General features: G+C 48.8%; 12 protein-coding genes. 7 read left to right on the top strand and 5 right to left on the bottom strand.

Translation table 11 applies throughout. From position 1 onward, the window contains the following. Entirely contained in the window at positions 1-1,890 is a 1,890-nt protein-coding gene (aceF, locus tag R3289_RS16260; protein ID WP_318926737.1) for a pyruvate dehydrogenase complex dihydrolipoyllysine-residue acetyltransferase, read from the top strand. Positions 1,891-1,900: 10 nt separating this feature from the next. Here aceF and R3289_RS16265 read toward each other — a convergent pair whose 3' ends face one another. Then, the gene (locus R3289_RS16265; protein ID WP_318926738.1) at positions 1,901-2,029 is read right to left on the bottom strand and encodes a hypothetical protein; all 129 of its coding nucleotides are present in this window, start codon (positions 2,027-2,029) and stop codon (positions 1,901-1,903) included. 98 nt (positions 2,030-2,127) lie between these two features. Between R3289_RS16265 and lpdA the strand changes: the two genes are divergently transcribed. Then, positions 2,128-3,555, top strand: a complete 1,428-nt coding sequence (gene lpdA, locus R3289_RS16270) for a dihydrolipoyl dehydrogenase (protein ID WP_318926739.1) — start codon at positions 2,128-2,130, stop codon at positions 3,553-3,555. A gap of 94 nt (positions 3,556-3,649) precedes the next feature. Here the strand turns inward: lpdA and R3289_RS16275 are convergent, their stop codons facing one another. Beyond that, on the bottom strand, positions 3,650-5,566 hold the full coding sequence (locus tag R3289_RS16275; protein WP_318926740.1) for a methyl-accepting chemotaxis protein: 1,917 nt from the start codon (positions 5,564-5,566) through the stop codon (positions 3,650-3,652). Positions 5,567-5,816: 250 nt separating this feature from the next. On the opposite strand from R3289_RS16275, the gene R3289_RS16280 reads away from it, so the two are divergent. Together R3289_RS16280 and acnB are read left to right on the top strand one after the other, a co-directional pair. After that, a complete protein-coding gene (locus R3289_RS16280; RefSeq protein WP_318926741.1) occupies positions 5,817-8,051 on the top strand; it encodes a patatin-like phospholipase family protein in 2,235 nt (744 codons plus the stop codon). A 227-nt stretch (positions 8,052-8,278) separates the two neighbouring features. After that, positions 8,279-10,876 (top strand): bifunctional aconitate hydratase 2/2-methylisocitrate dehydratase, encoded by a 2,598-nt coding sequence (acnB, locus tag R3289_RS16285; RefSeq protein WP_318926742.1) that lies wholly within the window; start codon positions 8,279-8,281, stop codon positions 10,874-10,876. 165 nt (positions 10,877-11,041) lie between these two features. Here acnB and R3289_RS16290 read toward each other — a convergent pair whose 3' ends face one another. The 3 genes from R3289_RS16290 to R3289_RS16300 form a co-directional block, all read right to left on the bottom strand. Next, positions 11,042-12,178 carry a glycerate kinase gene (locus R3289_RS16290; protein WP_318926743.1) on the bottom strand — a complete coding sequence of 379 codons (1,137 nt, stop codon included), beginning with the start codon at positions 12,176-12,178 and terminating at the stop codon, positions 11,042-11,044. 13 nt (positions 12,179-12,191) lie between these two features. Then, the gene (locus R3289_RS16295; protein WP_318926770.1) at positions 12,192-13,457 is read right to left on the bottom strand and encodes a GntP family permease; all 1,266 of its coding nucleotides are present in this window, start codon (positions 13,455-13,457) and stop codon (positions 12,192-12,194) included. A gap of 166 nt (positions 13,458-13,623) precedes the next feature. Continuing rightward, positions 13,624-14,820: a sugar diacid recognition domain-containing protein gene (locus tag R3289_RS16300; RefSeq protein WP_318926744.1), complete on the bottom strand. Its 1,197-nt coding sequence runs from the start codon at positions 14,818-14,820 to the stop codon at positions 13,624-13,626. 68 nt (positions 14,821-14,888) lie between these two features. Between R3289_RS16300 and R3289_RS16305 the strand changes: the two genes are divergently transcribed. The 3 genes from R3289_RS16305 to R3289_RS16315 all read left to right on the top strand — a co-directional run bounded on the left by R3289_RS16305 (position 14,889) and on the right by R3289_RS16315 (position 17,072). Further along, on the top strand, positions 14,889-15,257 hold the full coding sequence (locus R3289_RS16305) for a YacL family protein (protein ID WP_318926745.1): 369 nt from the start codon (positions 14,889-14,891) through the stop codon (positions 15,255-15,257). A 188-nt stretch (positions 15,258-15,445) separates the two neighbouring features. Next, positions 15,446-15,784, top strand: coding sequence for a P-II family nitrogen regulator (locus R3289_RS16310; RefSeq protein ID WP_318926746.1), 339 nt, complete (start codon positions 15,446-15,448; stop codon positions 15,782-15,784). 58 nt (positions 15,785-15,842) lie between these two features. Beyond that, positions 15,843-17,072: an ammonium transporter gene (locus tag R3289_RS16315; RefSeq protein WP_318926747.1), complete on the top strand. Its 1,230-nt coding sequence runs from the start codon at positions 15,843-15,845 to the stop codon at positions 17,070-17,072. Positions 17,073-17,217 lie beyond the last annotated feature (145 nt).

Below are 17,217 nucleotides of genomic sequence, written 5' to 3' on the forward strand. Positions count from 1 at the left end.
ATGGCAATCGAAATTAATGTACCTGACATTGGTGCAGACGAGGTTGAAGTCACTGAAATTCTTGTTAGCGTTGGCGACAAGGTTGAAGAAGAGCAATCTCTGATCACTGTAGAAGGCGACAAAGCCTCTATGGAAGTACCAGCTTCTCAAGCGGGTATTGTTAAAGAAATCAAAATCGCTGAAGGCGACACGGTTTCTACCGGTTCTTTAATCATGATTTTTGAAGCAGAAGGCGCAGCCGCTGCGCCAGCACCTGCAGTTGAAGCGGCGGCACCTGTTGCAGCGGCTCCTGCGGCGGCTGAGCTGAAAGAAGTTCACGTACCGGATATCGGTGGTGACGAAGTCGAAGTGACTGAAATCATGGTGGCTATTGGCGACAGCATCGAAGAAGAGCAATCTCTTCTTACTGTTGAAGGCGATAAAGCATCAATGGAAGTACCTGCCCCGTTTGCTGGGGTACTAAAAGAAATCAAAATTGCAGTTGGCGATAAAGTATCAACGGGCTCTTTGGTGATGATCTTTGAAGTGGCAGGCTCTGGCGCATCAGTTGCACCTGCAGCACCTGCCGTTGAAGCGGCGGCACCGGTTGCAGCTGCACCAGCAGCCTCTGCAGCAAAAGACGTTCACGTACCGGATATCGGCGGTGACGAAGTAGAAGTGACTGAAATCATGGTTGCTGTTGGCGATACCGTTGAAGAAGAGCAATCTCTGATCACGGTTGAAGGTGACAAGGCTTCTATGGAAGTACCGGCACCGTTCGCGGGTACCGTTAAAGAAATCAAGATCGCGGCTGGTGACAAAGTGTCTACTGGTTCTCTGATCATGGTCTTTGAAGTGGCGGGCGCAGCGCCTGCACCGGTTGCAGCGGCGCCTGTTGCTCAAGCAGCCGCACCGGCACCTGCAGCTCAAGCGGCACCAGCCGCTCCGGCTGCAACGGGCGACTTCCAGGAAAACAACGAGTATGCGCACGCATCGCCAGTTGTTCGCCGTATTGCTCGTGAGTTCGGTGTTAACCTGTCTAAGGTGAAAGGAACGGGTCGTAAGAGCCGTATCCAGAAAGAAGACGTACAGAACTACGTGAAAGAAGCGCTTAAGCGCCTTGAATCTGGTGCTGCGGCATCAGCTAAAGGTGGCGACGGTTCTGCACTGGGTCTGCTACCTTGGCCGAAAGTTGACTTCAGCAAGTTTGGTGACGTTGAGACGAAGCCTCTGTCTCGCATCAAGAAGATCTCTGGCGCTAACCTGCACCGTAACTGGGTAATGATCCCGCACGTTACACAGTGGGATAACGCAGACATCACTGCGCTGGAAGCATTCCGTAAAGAGCAGAACGCAATTGAAGCGAAGAAAGACACAGGCATGAAGATCACGCCGCTTGTGTTTATCATGAAAGCTGTTGCTAAAGCACTTGAAGCATTCCCGTCCTTCAACTCTTCTCTTTCAGAAGACGGTGAAAGCCTGATCCTGAAGAAGTATGTGAATGTGGGTATCGCTGTTGATACGCCAAACGGCCTGGTTGTTCCGGTATTCAAAGACGTGAACAAGAAAGGTATCTACGAGCTGTCTGAAGAGCTAATGGCTGTTTCTAAGAAAGCACGTGCTGGTAAGCTGACGGCTGCAGATATGCAGGGTGGCTGTTTCACTATCTCTAGCCTTGGTGGCCTGGGCGGTACTGCATTTACCCCAATCGTAAATGCACCAGAAGTCGGTATCCTTGGGGTATCTAAGTCTGAAATGAAACCAGTATGGAACGGCAAGGACTTCGAACCTCGCCTGATGCTTCCTCTGTCACTGTCTTACGATCACCGTGTGATCGATGGTGCTGAAGGTGCGCGTTTCATTACTTACCTCAACGGTTGTCTGTCTGATATTCGTCGTCTGGTTCTTTAATTATTTTTAATTAGGAACAGACTTCGGTCACCGACAAGACAGCAACCGTAAGGTTATTACCGCCCAATTTCGGTATCAGTGAAAAATCTGATACCGGAATTGTTGTATAGCTCACAGGCTCTGTGATTTTATTTTTCACTCCGTTAACACCTCTGTAAAATGTTATGTGGCTGAAAAACAATAAAATCGAATATCTTTACAAGCCTGTCAGGGATAAAAGACTACAACGAGGTCAAGATGAGCAAAGAAATCAAAGCCCAGGTCGTGGTACTTGGTGCCGGTCCTGCCGGTTACTCCGCAGCATTCCGTTGTGCTGACTTGGGTCTGGAAACAGTACTCATCGAACGCTACAACACCCTAGGTGGTGTTTGCTTGAACGTGGGTTGTATCCCATCGAAAGCACTACTGCACGTAGCTAAAGTTATTGAAGAAGCCAAAGCGCTGGCCGACCACGGTATCGTTTTTGGCGAACCTCAAACTGATATCTCTAAGATCCGTTTGTGGAAAGAAAAAGTTGTAAATCAGTTGACTGGCGGTCTTGGCGGTATGGCTAAGATGCGTAAAGTGACGGTTGTTAATGGTTTCGGTAAATTTACCGGTCCTAACAGCATCGTTGTGGAAGGCGAAGAAACAACAACAGTTAACTTCGACAATGCGATTATTGCAGCGGGCTCTCGTCCAATTAAACTGCCATTTATCCCGCATGACGATCCACGTATCTGGGATTCTACTGATGCGCTGGAACTGAACGAAGTGCCAGAGAAACTGCTGGTCATGGGCGGCGGTATCATCGGCCTTGAAATGGGTACGGTTTACCACGCTCTGGGTTCTCAGATCGACGTTGTTGAAATGTTCGATCAGGTGATCCCTGCTGCAGATAAAGATATCGTTAAAGTTTACACCAAGCGTGTGAAGAACAAGTTCAACCTGATGCTGGAAACGAAAGTGACCGCGGTTGAAGCCAAAGAAGACGGTATCTACGTATCAATGGAAGGCAAGAAAGCACCTGCTGAGCCGACCCGTTATGATGCGGTACTGGTTGCAATCGGCCGTGTTCCTAACGGTACACTGCTTGATGCGGGTATTGCGGGCATTGATGTCGATGAGCGTGGTTTCATCAACGTCGATAAGCAGATGCGCACGAACGTTTCTCACATTCACGCGATTGGTGACATTGTAGGCCAGCCTATGCTTGCTCACAAAGGTGTGCATGAAGGCCACGTTGCGGCTGAAGTGATCTCGGGTAAGAAGCACTACTTCGATCCTAAAGTGATCCCTTCAATTGCCTATACGGAGCCGGAAGTTGCTTGGGTAGGTAAGACCGAGAAAGAAGCGAAAGCGGAAGGCATCAACTACGAAGCCGCCACTTTCCCTTGGGCGGCATCGGGCCGTGCAATCGCATCTGACTGTGCTGACGGTATGACGAAGCTTATCTTCGATAAAGACACTAACCGCGTTATCGGTGGTGCTATCGTCGGTACCAATGCCGGTGAGTTGCTTGGCGAAATCGGCCTGGCGATCGAGATGGGCTGTGATGCAGAAGATATCGCTCTGACGGTTCACGCCCACCCAACGCTTCACGAGTCAATCGGTATGGCGGCAGAGATCTACGAAGGTAGCATCACTGACTTACCGAATGCGAAAGCGAAGAAAAAGAAGAAGTAATTTTTTCGTATTCTGAAAAGGAGCCATAAGGCTCCTTTTTTTTGTGCGAAAAACAGAGGAGAGGGGCGAGTCTCGAGCGATCTCGCCCTGCTTTTTAAAGCTTAAACGTCCCCACCATTTCATCCAAACGCTTAGACAGTTCGCGTAGAGACTGGCTGGAGTGAGCCAGTTCAGTCGCGGTATCTGCCGTGCGCTGGGTGGTTTCGTTGATCTCTTCGATGTTGCGGTTAATATCATGCACCACGGTCGATTGCTCTTCAGTTGCCGTTGCCACCTGGGTGTTCATATCTGAAATCAGCGTAATGCGATCGGCTATCGAGACCAGTGCCCCGGATGCCTCATCCGTTGCTGACACTCCGTCAGAGGTCAGCTGGCGGCTCTGCTGCATCGCCGTTACTGCATTGCCTGCCTCTTCCTGCAGGCGGTTGATCATGGTTTGAATTTCATCGGTAGAATCTGCTGTGCGGCTGGCCAGGCTGCGAACTTCATCGGCAACCACGGCGAAACCACGCCCTTGCTCACCGGCCCGGGCGGCTTCAATCGCAGCATTCAGCGCCAACAGGTTGGTTTGATCTGAAATGCTACGGATCACATCTAAGATACTGCCGATAGCCTGGGTGTTGTTCGCCAGGGAGCCAATGACTTCGCTGACCTGTTCGACATCGCCCGATAACTGATTAATGGTATCTCTGGCCTGGGTCACAATAGCCTGGCCATTGTTGGTTGCTTCTTCAGCGCCATGCGCGGCCTCGGCGGCTTGGGCCGCATTACCGGCTATCTCGTTAACGGTCGCCCCCATCTGATTGATGGCGGTAACCACCTGAATGGTGCGGTCGCGCTGGCTGTGGCTATTATCAAGCGTCATTTGTGATTGAGTCGCGACCGATTCAGCGGCCTCACGCAGGGCATTACCCGTTTCAGCGACCTCTTTGACCGAGTAATGGATTTTGCCGATGAAGCTGTTAAAGCCTTCTGCGAGCTGAGCAATTTCATCTTTACCCTGAATCTCAATGCGGTGACGCAAATCACCTTCGCCTTCACCCAGATCTTTGAACACGGAGGCTAAGCGTTCGATTGGACGGGTGATGTTACTGGCCAGCCAGATAGCGAGCAGAACAAAAATGACCGCGATAGCAGCCGTCCACATCATGATCTCGTTTCGGGCCTGGTTAAGGCCGGCAAAGGCTTCTTCTTTCGGGAGTTCTGCAACGATATACCAGCCCATGGAAGGGATATAGCTGGTCGCCAACAGGGTCGCTTGTCCGCCGACCTCAGATTCTGCAAAGTTAAAGCTGTCTTTGTTTAGCAGTTGGCGGGCAATAGCCGAGCCGTAGAGTTGGTTCAGGTCGGTTTTACCCATTTTCCCGCTGTCTTTGTGCAGGCGGATCATGCCTTCGGCATCGGTAAGGTAAACAAAGCCACTTTGTTCCAGTTGAAACTGATTAATGAACGTGACCATTTCATTTAATGATTTAGACAAGCCTGACATGCCTTGGCCATTAAGCTGCTGGAAGTTCACAAAGAGTTTTACGTCACCGTTGGCTTCACGAAAGACATTTAGCATCTTGGCATCACCACTGTTCTTATAATCAAAGAACCAACCATCCTGTTGCTGATTGAGGCGGCGGAGAAATCCATCCTGGTTCCAGTAATGATTACTGCTCCGATCAGCAACAGAGGAGTCGACTAAGTTATATTGAATTCTGATATCATTCAGAATCTGAACTAGTTGCGCTTCTTGTTGAGGTGAACGGGCACCATTATAGAACTCGATAATAAAGCGGTTAGTGGCCAATTGCTCCGCAGCAGATTGTATAACCGCTATTTCTTTGTCGATAGTTTCTCTTATCTGGATCAAAGTGGCTGGAAGTTCGGACGCTAATAATCGTTCTTCGACCACATTACGGGCTTGGTTCTGGCTGATAAATCCGACCAGGGCCGTCGAAGCCAGTACGGCAAGCACTATCGCAAAGATCAGCTTTTGTTTTATGGTTAGTTGGTTGAACGTCATAATGATGAGTTACTTGTCTGTTGTGATATTAATAAGTAGCTATTTCGCTTCAGGGCGATTTGAACAGCTAAAGAAGTATTTGCAAATATGCCAATCTTAATATTATTGTAATTAATTAAGTGATTGATATTAATTAATTTTATTGGTGTATGTGTTCAGTTCACGGATTTTAAAGAGAATGATATTTGTGAATCCATCACTGAAAAATCGGCACTCCTGTGTTTATCGGTCCACTTGTTACATAACTTTAGTGATTAATATCACTTTTTGTCTGTTGCTATCCTTTAAATCGTTAGCGGATGACAGGCCTAAAATTGGCGTGGCGTTTGGTGGCGGCGGCTCGAAGGGGGCTGCTCATATCGGGGTGTTGAAAGCGCTGGAAGAAATGCATATTCCGGTGGATTATATTGCCGGAACCAGCATGGGAGCTTATGTCGGAGGCTTGTATGCGACAGGTATGAGTGCTGATGAAATAGAAGCTTTTATTGACACCGTGGACTGGAGTTCAGGCTATCAGGATCGTGTCGAGCGCAGTGACCGTCGGGTCAGGGAAAAGCAGCAGGAAGATCGTTTTCAGATTAAGACGGATATCGGTTTTGGGTTGTGGGAACTGAAAATGCCCAAAGGCTTTGTTCAAGGGCAAAAAATGGGCGAGATTTTACGCTCGACGTCAGGGGGGCTGCCTAAGTTTGAGAGTTTTGATCAGCTGGCGATCCCGTTTCGGGCGGTAGCCAGTGATATTGAGTCTTTACAACCGGTGATATTGGCCAGAGGGGATTTAGCGGAGGCCATGCAAGCCAGCATGTCTATTCCCGGTATTTTACCGCCAATGGCGTTGAACGACCAGCTACTGGTTGATGGCGGTATCACCAATAACTTACCGATCTCGGTGGTAAAGGAGATGGGGGCCGACATTATTATAGCGGTCGATATCAGCAATGATTTTAAACGCCGCGATGAGCTGAATAATTACTTTGCCGTGATGGATCAGCTGACAGATTTTATGGTTCGCAATAATGTGACGCAACAGATCGCATTGCTCAGTGAGCGGGATTTCTTGATCCGACCCGATACCCAGGGCATTAAAACCATCGATTTTCAGCGAATGCCAGAAGCGTATGAGATTGGCTATAATACGACGATGGCGATGAAAGAGCAGCTGTCTCAGCTTGGCAGCTCGGTAACCTATCAGACCTATATCGATAATAAACAGCATCGCCGCCGTCAGTTGAAGCATTTCGATAAGCTGCGGGTTGATGAAATTCGCCTTGCCAATTATAGCCAATATTCAGATGAGGCATTGCTTAAGCGGCTGGATCTCGAATCCGGAGCAACAATCAGTGCAGAACAACTCGCTGATAGCGTTCGTAATCTTTATGCTCTGGATCGATTCGAGCGGATTGATTACAGCATTGAACAAGAGCACGGAAAAAATGTCGTGGCTCTGGATGTTCAGGAAAAAAGCTGGGGGCCGAACTTTGTTGATTTACGTTTTGCGCTCGAAGATGACTTTAAAAACACCACGGATTATTCGATCGGTGTGGCATTTAATGTCACCGGCTTAAGTGATGCGGGGGCCGAGTGGCGAACCGAGCTGGAATTCGGTACCGATAAAAGGGCGGCAACTGAAATGTATCTGCCCTTTATCAGCGATCAGGAATGGTTTGCTTTGCTCGGTGCAGAGTATGAAATCAGCCATAAAAACCTGGCGCTCAATGAAGCCGAGCCTTTGTTAGCCGATATTGATGACTTTATATCAGCAAAGTATGTGAAGACAGCGCTGGATGCGTCATTGGGCTGGCAGCCAGAACTGTGGCAGGAGGTACGCTTAGGCTATCGCTATATTGACGGTGATGTGACTTTCCCGGGCTTTTTTGGTGAGCTATTAGGAACCCTGTCACGCAGCAGCAACGTTGGCTATATTAGCTATAACCTCGACACGCTGGATGATTATAGCTTGCCGAGCTACGGTAATTTACTGAAAGTAGAGTTTGCTGTTTCAGATGATAACGTTGAATATTTTGGTGAATCAATCAGCGATATTGCCTTTCTGGCCGAGGCGCGATGGAAAGGAGCCTATACCTATCAACGCCACACTGTTATGGGAAAAGCGGAATACGGGCGTGTCAAATCGGATGAAGATCTGCAGCTGGAACCGGCAGAGCTGGGAGGGTTCTTACACCTGTCAGGCATTCCGAAAAATAGTCTGGCGGGTAATAACAAAATATTTTCTGCTGCCATCTATCGCTATCGTCTGATGGATAATGACTTTGGCCTGTTCAAATCGCCGGTCTATATTGGCGGCTCGGTTGAATGGGGCGGGGTATTCAATGATAACTCGTTACCTTTTGCTGAAGTGCCTAAATACTGGGCGGGTAGTATTTTCAGCGGTATTAAAACCCCGGCGGGGCCGTTAATTCTGGCCTATGGCCGAACCGAAGAAAATTTTGACTCTTTCTATCTGTTTTTGGGCGGAGCGTTCTGAATATCCGAATTGCCGCGGCTAATTAGCTGAAAATGTGAATGTTGTAAAAACAGAGTGGATTTTAATTTTAAGTTAAAACTGGTAAAGTGAGCGAACGGTTTTGATTCCTTCTGCCCGCATTTGGATCTGAGTTTGAGAAACAATACAGCGCGCATGATGAGAGGAGATAAACCACTTCCAAGGATGTTTGACCAATTAAGGTTAAACCGTAATATGAGGAATATGTCGTGCTTGAAGCCTACCGTAAACACGTCGAAGAGCGTGCAGCAGAAGGGATTGTCCCTCAGCCTTTAAATGCTGAGCAGGTTGCCGATCTGGTCGAGCTGTTAAAAACACCGCCAGCAGGTGAAGAGTCTGCACTGCTTGATCTGCTAGAAAACCGTATTCCGCCTGGCGTAGATGAAGCTGCTTATGTTAAAGCGGGCTTTTTAGCCGCCATCACTCAAGGTGAAGCAGTCTCTCCTATTGTTAGCAAAGAAAAAGCCGCAGAACTTCTTGGCACCATGCAGGGTGGTTATAACATTGAACCACTTATCTCTCTGCTTGATGATGCCGAACTTGCTCCTATTGCGGTTAAGGCGCTTTCTCACACCCTGCTGATGTTTGACTCTTTCTATGATGTCGAAGAGAAAGCTAAAGCGGGTAATGACTTCGCCAAGCAAGTTATACAGTCATGGGCTGATGCTGAGTGGTTCCTGTCTAAGCCGGAACTGGCTGAAAAAATTACCCTGACCGTGTTTAAAGTGACGGGCGAAACCAATACCGATGATCTGTCACCGGCACCGGATGCCTGGTCGCGTCCTGATATCCCACTTCACGCCTTAGCCATGCTAAAAAATGCCCGTGAAGGCATTGAACCGGATCAACCAGGCTCAATTGGGCCCATTAAACAAATTGCAGCGCTGCAAGAAAAAGGCCACCAGTTAGTTTACGTGGGCGACGTTGTGGGTACCGGTTCATCGCGTAAATCGGCGACTAACTCCGTGCTTTGGTTTATGGGTGATGACATTCCATATGTACCGAACAAGCGTGCCGGTGGTTATGTGCTGGGCGGCAAGATTGCCCCTATCTTCTTTAATACCATGGAAGATGCCGGCGCATTGCCTATCGAAGTCGATGTCACTGCACTGAATATGGGTGACGTGATTGATGTCTATCCATTTAAAGGTGAAGTTCGCCATCACGGCAGCGATGAAGTGGTTTCGACGTTTGAACTGAAAACCGATGTACTGATTGATGAAGTCCGGGCTGGTGGCCGTATTCCGCTGATCATCGGGCGTGGCCTGACAGATCGTGCGCGCCAGTCACTTTCTCTTCCTGCTTCTGAAGTATTCCGCCGTCCGAGCGAGGTAGCAGATACCGGTAAAGGTTATAGTTTAGCGCAGAAAATGGTGGGTAAAGCCTGCGGTGTTGAAGGCGTTCGTCCCGGCACCTACTGTGAACCCAAGATGACAACGGTGGGTTCGCAAGATACCACCGGGCCTATGACCCGCGATGAACTGAAAGACCTGGCGTGTCTGGGTTTCTCTGCCGACCTAACCATGCAGTCTTTCTGCCATACCTCGGCTTACCCTAAACCCATTGATGTGAAGACTCACCATACGCTACCGGATTTCATTATGAACCGTGGTGGTGTATCACTCCGTCCGGGTGACGGTGTTATCCACTCATGGCTAAACCGTATGCTACTGCCTGATACCGTCGGTACCGGTGGTGATTCACATACCCGTTTTCCGCTGGGTATTTCATTCCCTGCCGGTTCTGGTTTAGTAGCATTTGCTGCGGCAACCGGTGTGATGCCGCTTGATATGCCTGAATCTATCTTGGTTCGCTTTAAAGGTGAAATGCAAGAAGGTATTACCCTGCGTGATTTAGTGCATGCCATTCCTTATTACGCGATTCAGCAAGGGCTGTTGACCGTAGAGAAGGCGGGTAAGATTAATGAATTTTCTGGCCGGGTACTGGAAATTGAAGGTGTTGAACACCTGACGGTTGAACAGGCCTTTGAGCTGTCTGATGCATCCGCTGAGCGTAGTGCGGCAGGTTGTACCGTGAAGCTGTCTGAAGAATCGATTACGGAATACCTGAACTCCAACATCGTGATGTTGAAGTGGATGATCGCTGAAGGTTACGGCGATCGTCGTACTATCGAGCGTCGTGTTACGGCAATGGAAGAGTGGTTGGCTAATCCTGAGCTAATGGAAGCTGACAAAGACGCGGAATACGCACACGTTATCGACATTGATTTGGCTGATATCAAAGAGCCGATTCTTTGTGCGCCAAACGATCCGGATGATGCGCGTCTGCTGTCTGATGTTCAGGGAACACAGATTGATGAAGTGTTCATCGGCTCTTGCATGACCAATATCGGTCACTTCCGTGCCGCAGGTAAGTTGCTTGAGAAATTCGGCGGCCAGTTAGAGACCCGCCTATGGGTGGCTCCGCCAACCAAGATGGATAGAGATCAGCTCACCGAAGAAGGTTACTACGGTATCTTTGGCCGTGCCGGGGTGCGTATTGAAACCCCGGGTTGTTCGCTCTGCATGGGTAATCAGGCGCGTGTTGCCGATAACGCGACCGTGATGTCGACATCAACGCGCAACTTCCCGAATCGATTGGGTACGGGAGCCAATGTCTATCTTTCTTCTGCTGAACTTGCGGCCGTGGGGGCGATCCTTGGTCGTATTCCAACCATGGAAGAGTACCTGGAGTATGCGAAGCAGATTGATGCAACAGCCGCTGATACCTACCGTTACTTGAATTTCCATCGTATGGAAAGCTATACCAAGAAAGCGGATGATGTGATTATCCAGACGGCAGTGTAGAGGTAACAGAGGCGAGGGACGAGTTGCTGGATCCGAGACATTCTTTGTTTCGTCATCATATTGATCCGTTCCGAGGCCATGTAATAAGAAAGAGCAAGCGGTGAGCTTGCTCTTTTTCTTTATGTGGGGGTTATCATTAGTTACTCGAAACTCGAAACTGAATGGTTACCTTTTCCCGACCATAAACATGGCTGCGACATTACGCGCAGTCATCTGGACATTGAAAGCGGCCTCGTTCAGAGCATCACTCAGTGCCATGGCACGAGGAACGACACTGAAGACGGCATCAATACCGTGGTCATACACGACATTGCTGTCTCGCGACACACAGCCCGCAATGGCGATCACCGGAAGGTGAAATTTTTTCGCGGTACGAGCAATACCGATCGGTGTTTTACCGTGAATCGTCTGGCTGTCGATCCGCCCTTCACCGGTGATCACAAGATCGGCATCTGCCACTATATCACTCAGGTTAACCGCATCCATGACAATGTCTATTCCCGGGCGCAGGCTGGCTTGTAGCAGACCAAGCAGTGCGGCACCTAATCCTCCGGCAGCTCCCGCCCCTGCCATGTCTTTTACGTCACGCCCGAGTTGGCGGTTGATGATTTCTGCATAACGGGCCAGGTTGGCGTCGAGCTGCTCGACCATTTCTGGTGTTGCACCTTTTTGCGGGCCAAAGACATGCGAAGCACCTTTAGGACCACAAAGGGGGTTATCGACATCGCAAGCCACTTCGAGTTTTACGTCTGCCAGACGAGGGTCTAAACCGGACATATCGATCGTATTCAGGCGAGCCAGTGCGCCACCACCATAGCCAATTTCTTTACCATCAGCATCAAGCATGCGAATACCAAGGGCTTGTGCCATGCCAATACCGCCATCGTTGGTCGCGCTACCGCCGATCCCGACAATAATATGCTCGACCCCCTGAGCGAGTACCGCTTTGATCAGCTCGCCAGTACCATAAGTGGTCGTTTGCAAGGGGTTACGCTGCTCGGTTGGTACAAGATGCAGGCCAGACGCAGCAGCCATTTCAATGATAGCTGTTTTACCATCGCCCATCAGGCCATAGAAACCTTGTACCGGTTCGCCCATCGGCCCCGTTACCGGGCACTCAATAACGGTGCCGTTGGTTGCATCAACCAGAGACTGAACCGTGCCTTCACCGCCGTCAGCCATCGGCAGTTTATAATATTCGGCATCGGGCAGTACCTGACGGAAGCCCGCTTCAATCGCCGTCGCGACTTCCATTGCCGTCAGGCTTTCTTTATAAGAATCAGGTGCAATAACAATTTTCATAGCAGTAAGCCTCTTAAACGAACAGACCAAAGACACCAAAAATAAGAGTGGAAACGACGGCAATCATCAGACCGACCGCAGATTCGTAAGGAACCAGTTTTAAACGTTCTTTAATGTCCATGTGAACAGCACCACCTGTGGCATGGAAGAAACTGCCGTGCGGCATATGGTCAACCACGGTTGCACCTGCATGGATCATTGCAGCACCAGCCAATGCGGGCACACCTAATTCAAGGATGGTATGGCTAAAGACACTTGATGCAACCGCTGTACCTGCTGTTGTCGATGCAGTGGCCAGCGACATCATGGCACCGGAGATTGGCGCCAGTAGATAAGACGGCAGACCCGATGCGGTAAGGATGTCAATCAGGCCGCCTTTCAGACCAGAATTGGCAATAATGCCTGCCAGAGTACCGGTACCTAAGAGCATGACTGCAACGGGCGCCATACGGCTCAGGCCAGAGACTGCAAAATGGTTGGTATCACGAAAACGCCCCATCATAACAGCCCCCATCAGACCGCCTAAAGGCAACGCAATAAGCGGATCAACATTAATGCCAGCAATTGGACGTAGCGCAAGCAGTGCGATAGCGACTAAAGGTGCCACAATGGCAGCGGAAAACTTAGGCAGGCGACTATGATCAACCGCGACGACCTCATATTCTTGTACTTTAGTGCCTTTGTTAACGAGCTTTTTGGCAATGAAATAGGCGAGAACTAACCCGCATAAACCGGGAATAACACCTGCCATCATGACGGATGTCAGCGGAACATTGAAGGCATCGGCTGCGGCAATGGCATTTGGATTGGGTGACATTACGTTACCGGCCTTACCACCACCAATCATCGCAAGTAGAATCGCCATTTTCGATAGATCAGCACGACGTGCGATTGCTAAGGCAATAGGTGCAACAGTAATAACGGCAACGTCAACAAAGACGCCGACAGCCGTTAGGATCATGGTGGCGACAGCGAGTGCAAGCAGGGCACGGGTTTCACCGACTTTTTTCACGATGGTTTCAGCTATCGACGTTGCCGCGCCAGATTCAATCAATACCCCAGCCAGCACACCGGCGGCGAGAATGCGCAGCACTGCAGTGACGATGCCCTGAGCACCGCCAATCATTAGGCTGACGGTGTCAGTCAGTGATACGCCACCGACAATACCACCGACCAGGGCGCCGATGATCATGCCGTAAGCGGGGGGAACTTTCTTTAAGATCAAACTGATTGCAACAATTAATGCGGCCAGAGCACCGAGGGTTGAGACTTCTACCATCATCTTCGCTTATCCATAGTGAGTGAAATATGTCGATAAACACAGTGTGTTTGAGTGGAGGCAACTGTACTGAGTTAGGGGAGACGATGCTTTAGGCAAGATGACAAATAAAATGAAGGTTAGAATCGTCAAATTGTGCAATTGCACAATTTGATATTTTCCAGGGTCAATTGATTAGTGCGAGATACAACCTTGTTTTGTCAGGTATCTTACTGAAAGATAAGGAGGTTATTTGTTCTATCTTTTCTATCCGATAACGCAGGGTATTTCGGTGAATATGAAGGCTCTCGCAGGTTTGAGCTAAGTCACAATTTTGGGCGAAAAATGTCTTCAAGGTTTTGAGCAGTACACCACGAGGATCGTGATGTTCTAATTGTACCCTCGGCTGGTTTAATAACTCATGACGCCATGGGTCATGTTTTAAGCCACTGAGTAATACCGGTAAGATGTGATCTTGATAAAACAGCACTTCATTGGTATTGCTGCTATGTTTACTTCGATCATGATGGCTTGGATCGTGGCTGCTTGGATCGTTATGGTATGTTGTGGCTTCTAATGTTGCTTTGGCGGTCATGAAAGAGCGAGAGAGCCCCTGCAATGTAGGAAAATAGTCTCCCAGTGCAATGCGAATACGGAAGTTACCTTCTTTCGCTATCCGCGTTATCAGCTTATGAACGCGTTTTTGCTCTAATGAACGGGACCAGCCGTTAGCATCTAAAGTGATCGGTTTCAGCACCACCACTTCATTCATGGAGACTGAAGCGATCCCAACCAGGTTATCGCGTTCTGGATACTCGAGAAGGTGGACCAACCGCTGAATATGTTCCAAGGATAAAATTTCCCCTTTGGTCGGGTAAACTTTAACAATGGCGGCGATACGAGGCTGGGAGAGATCGAGCTCTAGTCGCTCCGCAATCGATAAAAGTTGGTTCTCATTGAGTGCCGTCCCCTGGATCAGCTGTAATACCAACTCTTCCCGGTGACGTTTATTCCATTGAATCTGTGCCATTAAAGCGGCTTGTTCGACGATCAATTCGGCGGTCATCTTGACCAATTCGCCATAATTGTGAATCGCACTGGGATCGCCTGAAATTCCGACCACCCCGATAGCTTGATCCTGAAATATTATCGGTAGATTGATCCCTGGCCTAACTCCTTTCAGTTGCTGCGCAGTCGCCTGATCAATTTCGACAATACGGTTATCGTTTAAAGCGAGAATGGCACCCTCGTGACGTTGGTTGAGGCGAGAAGGATCGCCGGAGCCGATGATCCGTCCTTGATCATCCATGACATTGACGGAATATTTAATGATCTTCATGGTGCGCTCAACGATTTGCCGCGCAATGGTCGCATTTAGTTGCATTATTGGTTCAGATCCTGAAAATGTGCGAACTTCAACACACATTACACTACCAGATTTTGAGGATAGCTATGGACTACGAATTTAAGAAAAATACCCTGGACGGTAGCTATCATGTGATTTTTTCGATGGGCCATGAAGCACTGGGGCGCTGGTTGCTGGAAGAGGTCGGTAAAGACTTTGATAAGATGGATACGATAGAGGCCCAGATTGGTGCGCTAAAAAATAGCACCAAAGAATGGCGTTTGCTGGGAGAAGACCTCTCGCTGGTACTGCAGGATAACGAAGCTTTAGTACAGGCTAACTGCATGTTTTCAGAACAAGATGATGAGTTTGATGAAGACATGCATTTTTATGACGAAGAGAGTATGTCGTTGTGTGGTTTTGAAGATCTTGAGCAGGTTTTGCATGCATGGCGTGCATTCGTGACTCGCTTTTAATAGGTTTCCTGAATTCTCTTCTTTTTGCATCGTTTCAGTGAAAAGGCCGCACCGATATGGTGCGGCCTTTTTCGTTTCCTCGTTTTATTTTATTTAAGTTGCTGAAATTTAATAGCTTTAAAACTTGGCATAAAGCTTGTTACTTAACTTGTGTCAATCATAAGGAATTTGAATTAAAGGAGCAGGCGATGAAATTGATTAATGCAATTATTAAACCTTTCAAGCTGGATGATGTTCGTGAAGCACTATCGGATGTTGGCGTTGAGGGGATGACAGTCTCTGAGGTTAAAGGATTTGGCCGTCAGAAAGGGCATACCGAGCTATATCGCGGCGCTGAATATCAGGTCGATTTCTTGCCGAAGGTAAAGCTGGAGATAGCGACTCAGGCCGAGAACCTTGATGCCATTGTTGAGGCAATCACTAAGGCGGCACAGACAGGGAAAATTGGTGACGGCAAAATTTTTGTTTATGACCTGGAACATGCAGTGCGTATCCGTACCGGTGAGACAGATCTCGAAGCGCTTTAAGCATTGTTCTTACGTAATGGAATAAATACAAATCTAGTGGTTACAGAGGAAGACGACAATGGAACTAACAACGACGGTAACAGAGTTGCGTTATGCGCTCGATACATTCTTTTTCTTGATGTCAGGGGCGCTGGTGATGTGGATGGCGGCCGGGTTTGCCATGCTCGAAGCGGGTTTGGTGCGATCTAAAAATACGACTGAAATTCTGACTAAAAACTTTTGCCTGTATGCGATCGCCTGCACCATGTATTTGATTGTCGGCTATAACATCATGTACCTCGAGAACGGGGAAGGCGGCTGGTTACCCTCCATTGGAGCCTTAATTGGCAGCCAGGCCGAAGGCGCCGATCACTCGCTGGAATCTGATTTCTTCTTCCAGGTGGTCTTTGTTGCAACCGCGATGTCCGTGGTATCCGGTGCTGTTGCTGAACGAATGAAATTATGGTCGTTCCTCCTTTTCGCTATCATTTTTACGGCATTTATCTACCCAATGGAAGGTTACTGGACCTGGGGCGGCGGCTTTCTGTCTGTAGCGGGTTTCAGCGACTTTGCCGGCTCAGGTATCGTCCACATGGCTGGTGCCGCAGCTGCTTTAGCGGGAGTGTTATTGCTAGGTGCCCGTAAAGGTAAATACGGTAAGAACGGTTCCGTCCACCCGATCCCGGGTTCAAATATGCCACTGGCAACATTGGGTACGTTTATCCTGTGGTTTGGCTGGTTCGGTTTTAACGGCGGTTCGCAGTTGATGTTATCTGACTTTGAAAATGCAACAGCGGTTGGTCAGATTTTCTTAAACACCAACGCCGCGGCGGCTGCAGGTGCGATAGCCGCGATAGCGGTATGTAAAACAACCTGGGGTAAAGCCGATTTAACCATGGTGCTAAATGGTGCGTTGGCGGGGCTGGTTGCGATTACCGCTGATCCACTGTCGCCATCACCTATGGCTGCCGTGAGTATTGGTGTCGTTGCGGGTGTGTTGGTTGTATTCAGTATCATCGCTTTTGATAAAGTAAAAGTTGATGATCCGGTCGGTGCAATTTCAGTGCACGGAGTATGTGGTTTATTCGGCCTGATGGTCGTGCCATTTAGCAATGCGGACGCAACATTTGGTGCTCAGCTACTCGGTGCGGTAGTCATCTTTGGCTGGGTATTTGCGGCAAGTCTTGCATTATGGGGAGTGCTGAAAGTGACTATGGGTATCCGGGTAACGGAAGAAGAAGAGCTGGCAGGTATGGATTTACATGACTGCGGTATTGATGCTTACCCTGAGTTTGTCAGCGTGAAATAAATTCACTTCATCGAACGAGAGAGTAGAAACTAAGAAACGAGTAACATATATTTTGCTCACAACTTTAAGAAAGCGCTGCCAGTTGGCAGCGTTTTTTTTGTTTTTTTTGTTCTGGCGCATTGTTTTGTCGAAGTGCTTCAGTATA

Source organism: Photobacterium sp. (assembly GCF_033720175.1).
Classification (GTDB): Bacteria; Pseudomonadota; Gammaproteobacteria; order Enterobacterales; family Vibrionaceae; genus Photobacterium.

What these genes read in the sequence shown, in the direction of transcription:
- R3289_RS16305 (WP_318926745.1), top strand. Translation starts at nt 14,889, where the DNA reads ATGGACTACGAATTTAAGAAAAATACCCTGGACGGTAGCTATCATGTG.
- R3289_RS16275 (WP_318926740.1), bottom strand. Translation starts at nt 5,566, where the DNA reads ATGACGTTCAACCAACTAACCATAAAACAAAAGCTGATCTTTGCGATA.
- R3289_RS16310 (WP_318926746.1), top strand. Translation starts at nt 15,446, where the DNA reads ATGAAATTGATTAATGCAATTATTAAACCTTTCAAGCTGGATGATGTT.
- lpdA (WP_318926739.1), top strand. Translation starts at nt 2,128, where the DNA reads ATGAGCAAAGAAATCAAAGCCCAGGTCGTGGTACTTGGTGCCGGTCCT.
- R3289_RS16295 (WP_318926770.1), bottom strand. Translation starts at nt 13,457, where the DNA reads ATGGTAGAAGTCTCAACCCTCGGTGCTCTGGCCGCATTAATTGTTGCA.
- R3289_RS16300 (WP_318926744.1), bottom strand. Translation starts at nt 14,820, where the DNA reads ATGCAACTAAATGCGACCATTGCGCGGCAAATCGTTGAGCGCACCATG.
- R3289_RS16290 (WP_318926743.1), bottom strand. Translation starts at nt 12,178, where the DNA reads ATGAAAATTGTTATTGCACCTGATTCTTATAAAGAAAGCCTGACGGCA.
- aceF (WP_318926737.1), top strand. Translation starts at nt 1, where the DNA reads ATGGCAATCGAAATTAATGTACCTGACATTGGTGCAGACGAGGTTGAA.
- R3289_RS16315 (WP_318926747.1), top strand. Translation starts at nt 15,843, where the DNA reads ATGGAACTAACAACGACGGTAACAGAGTTGCGTTATGCGCTCGATACA.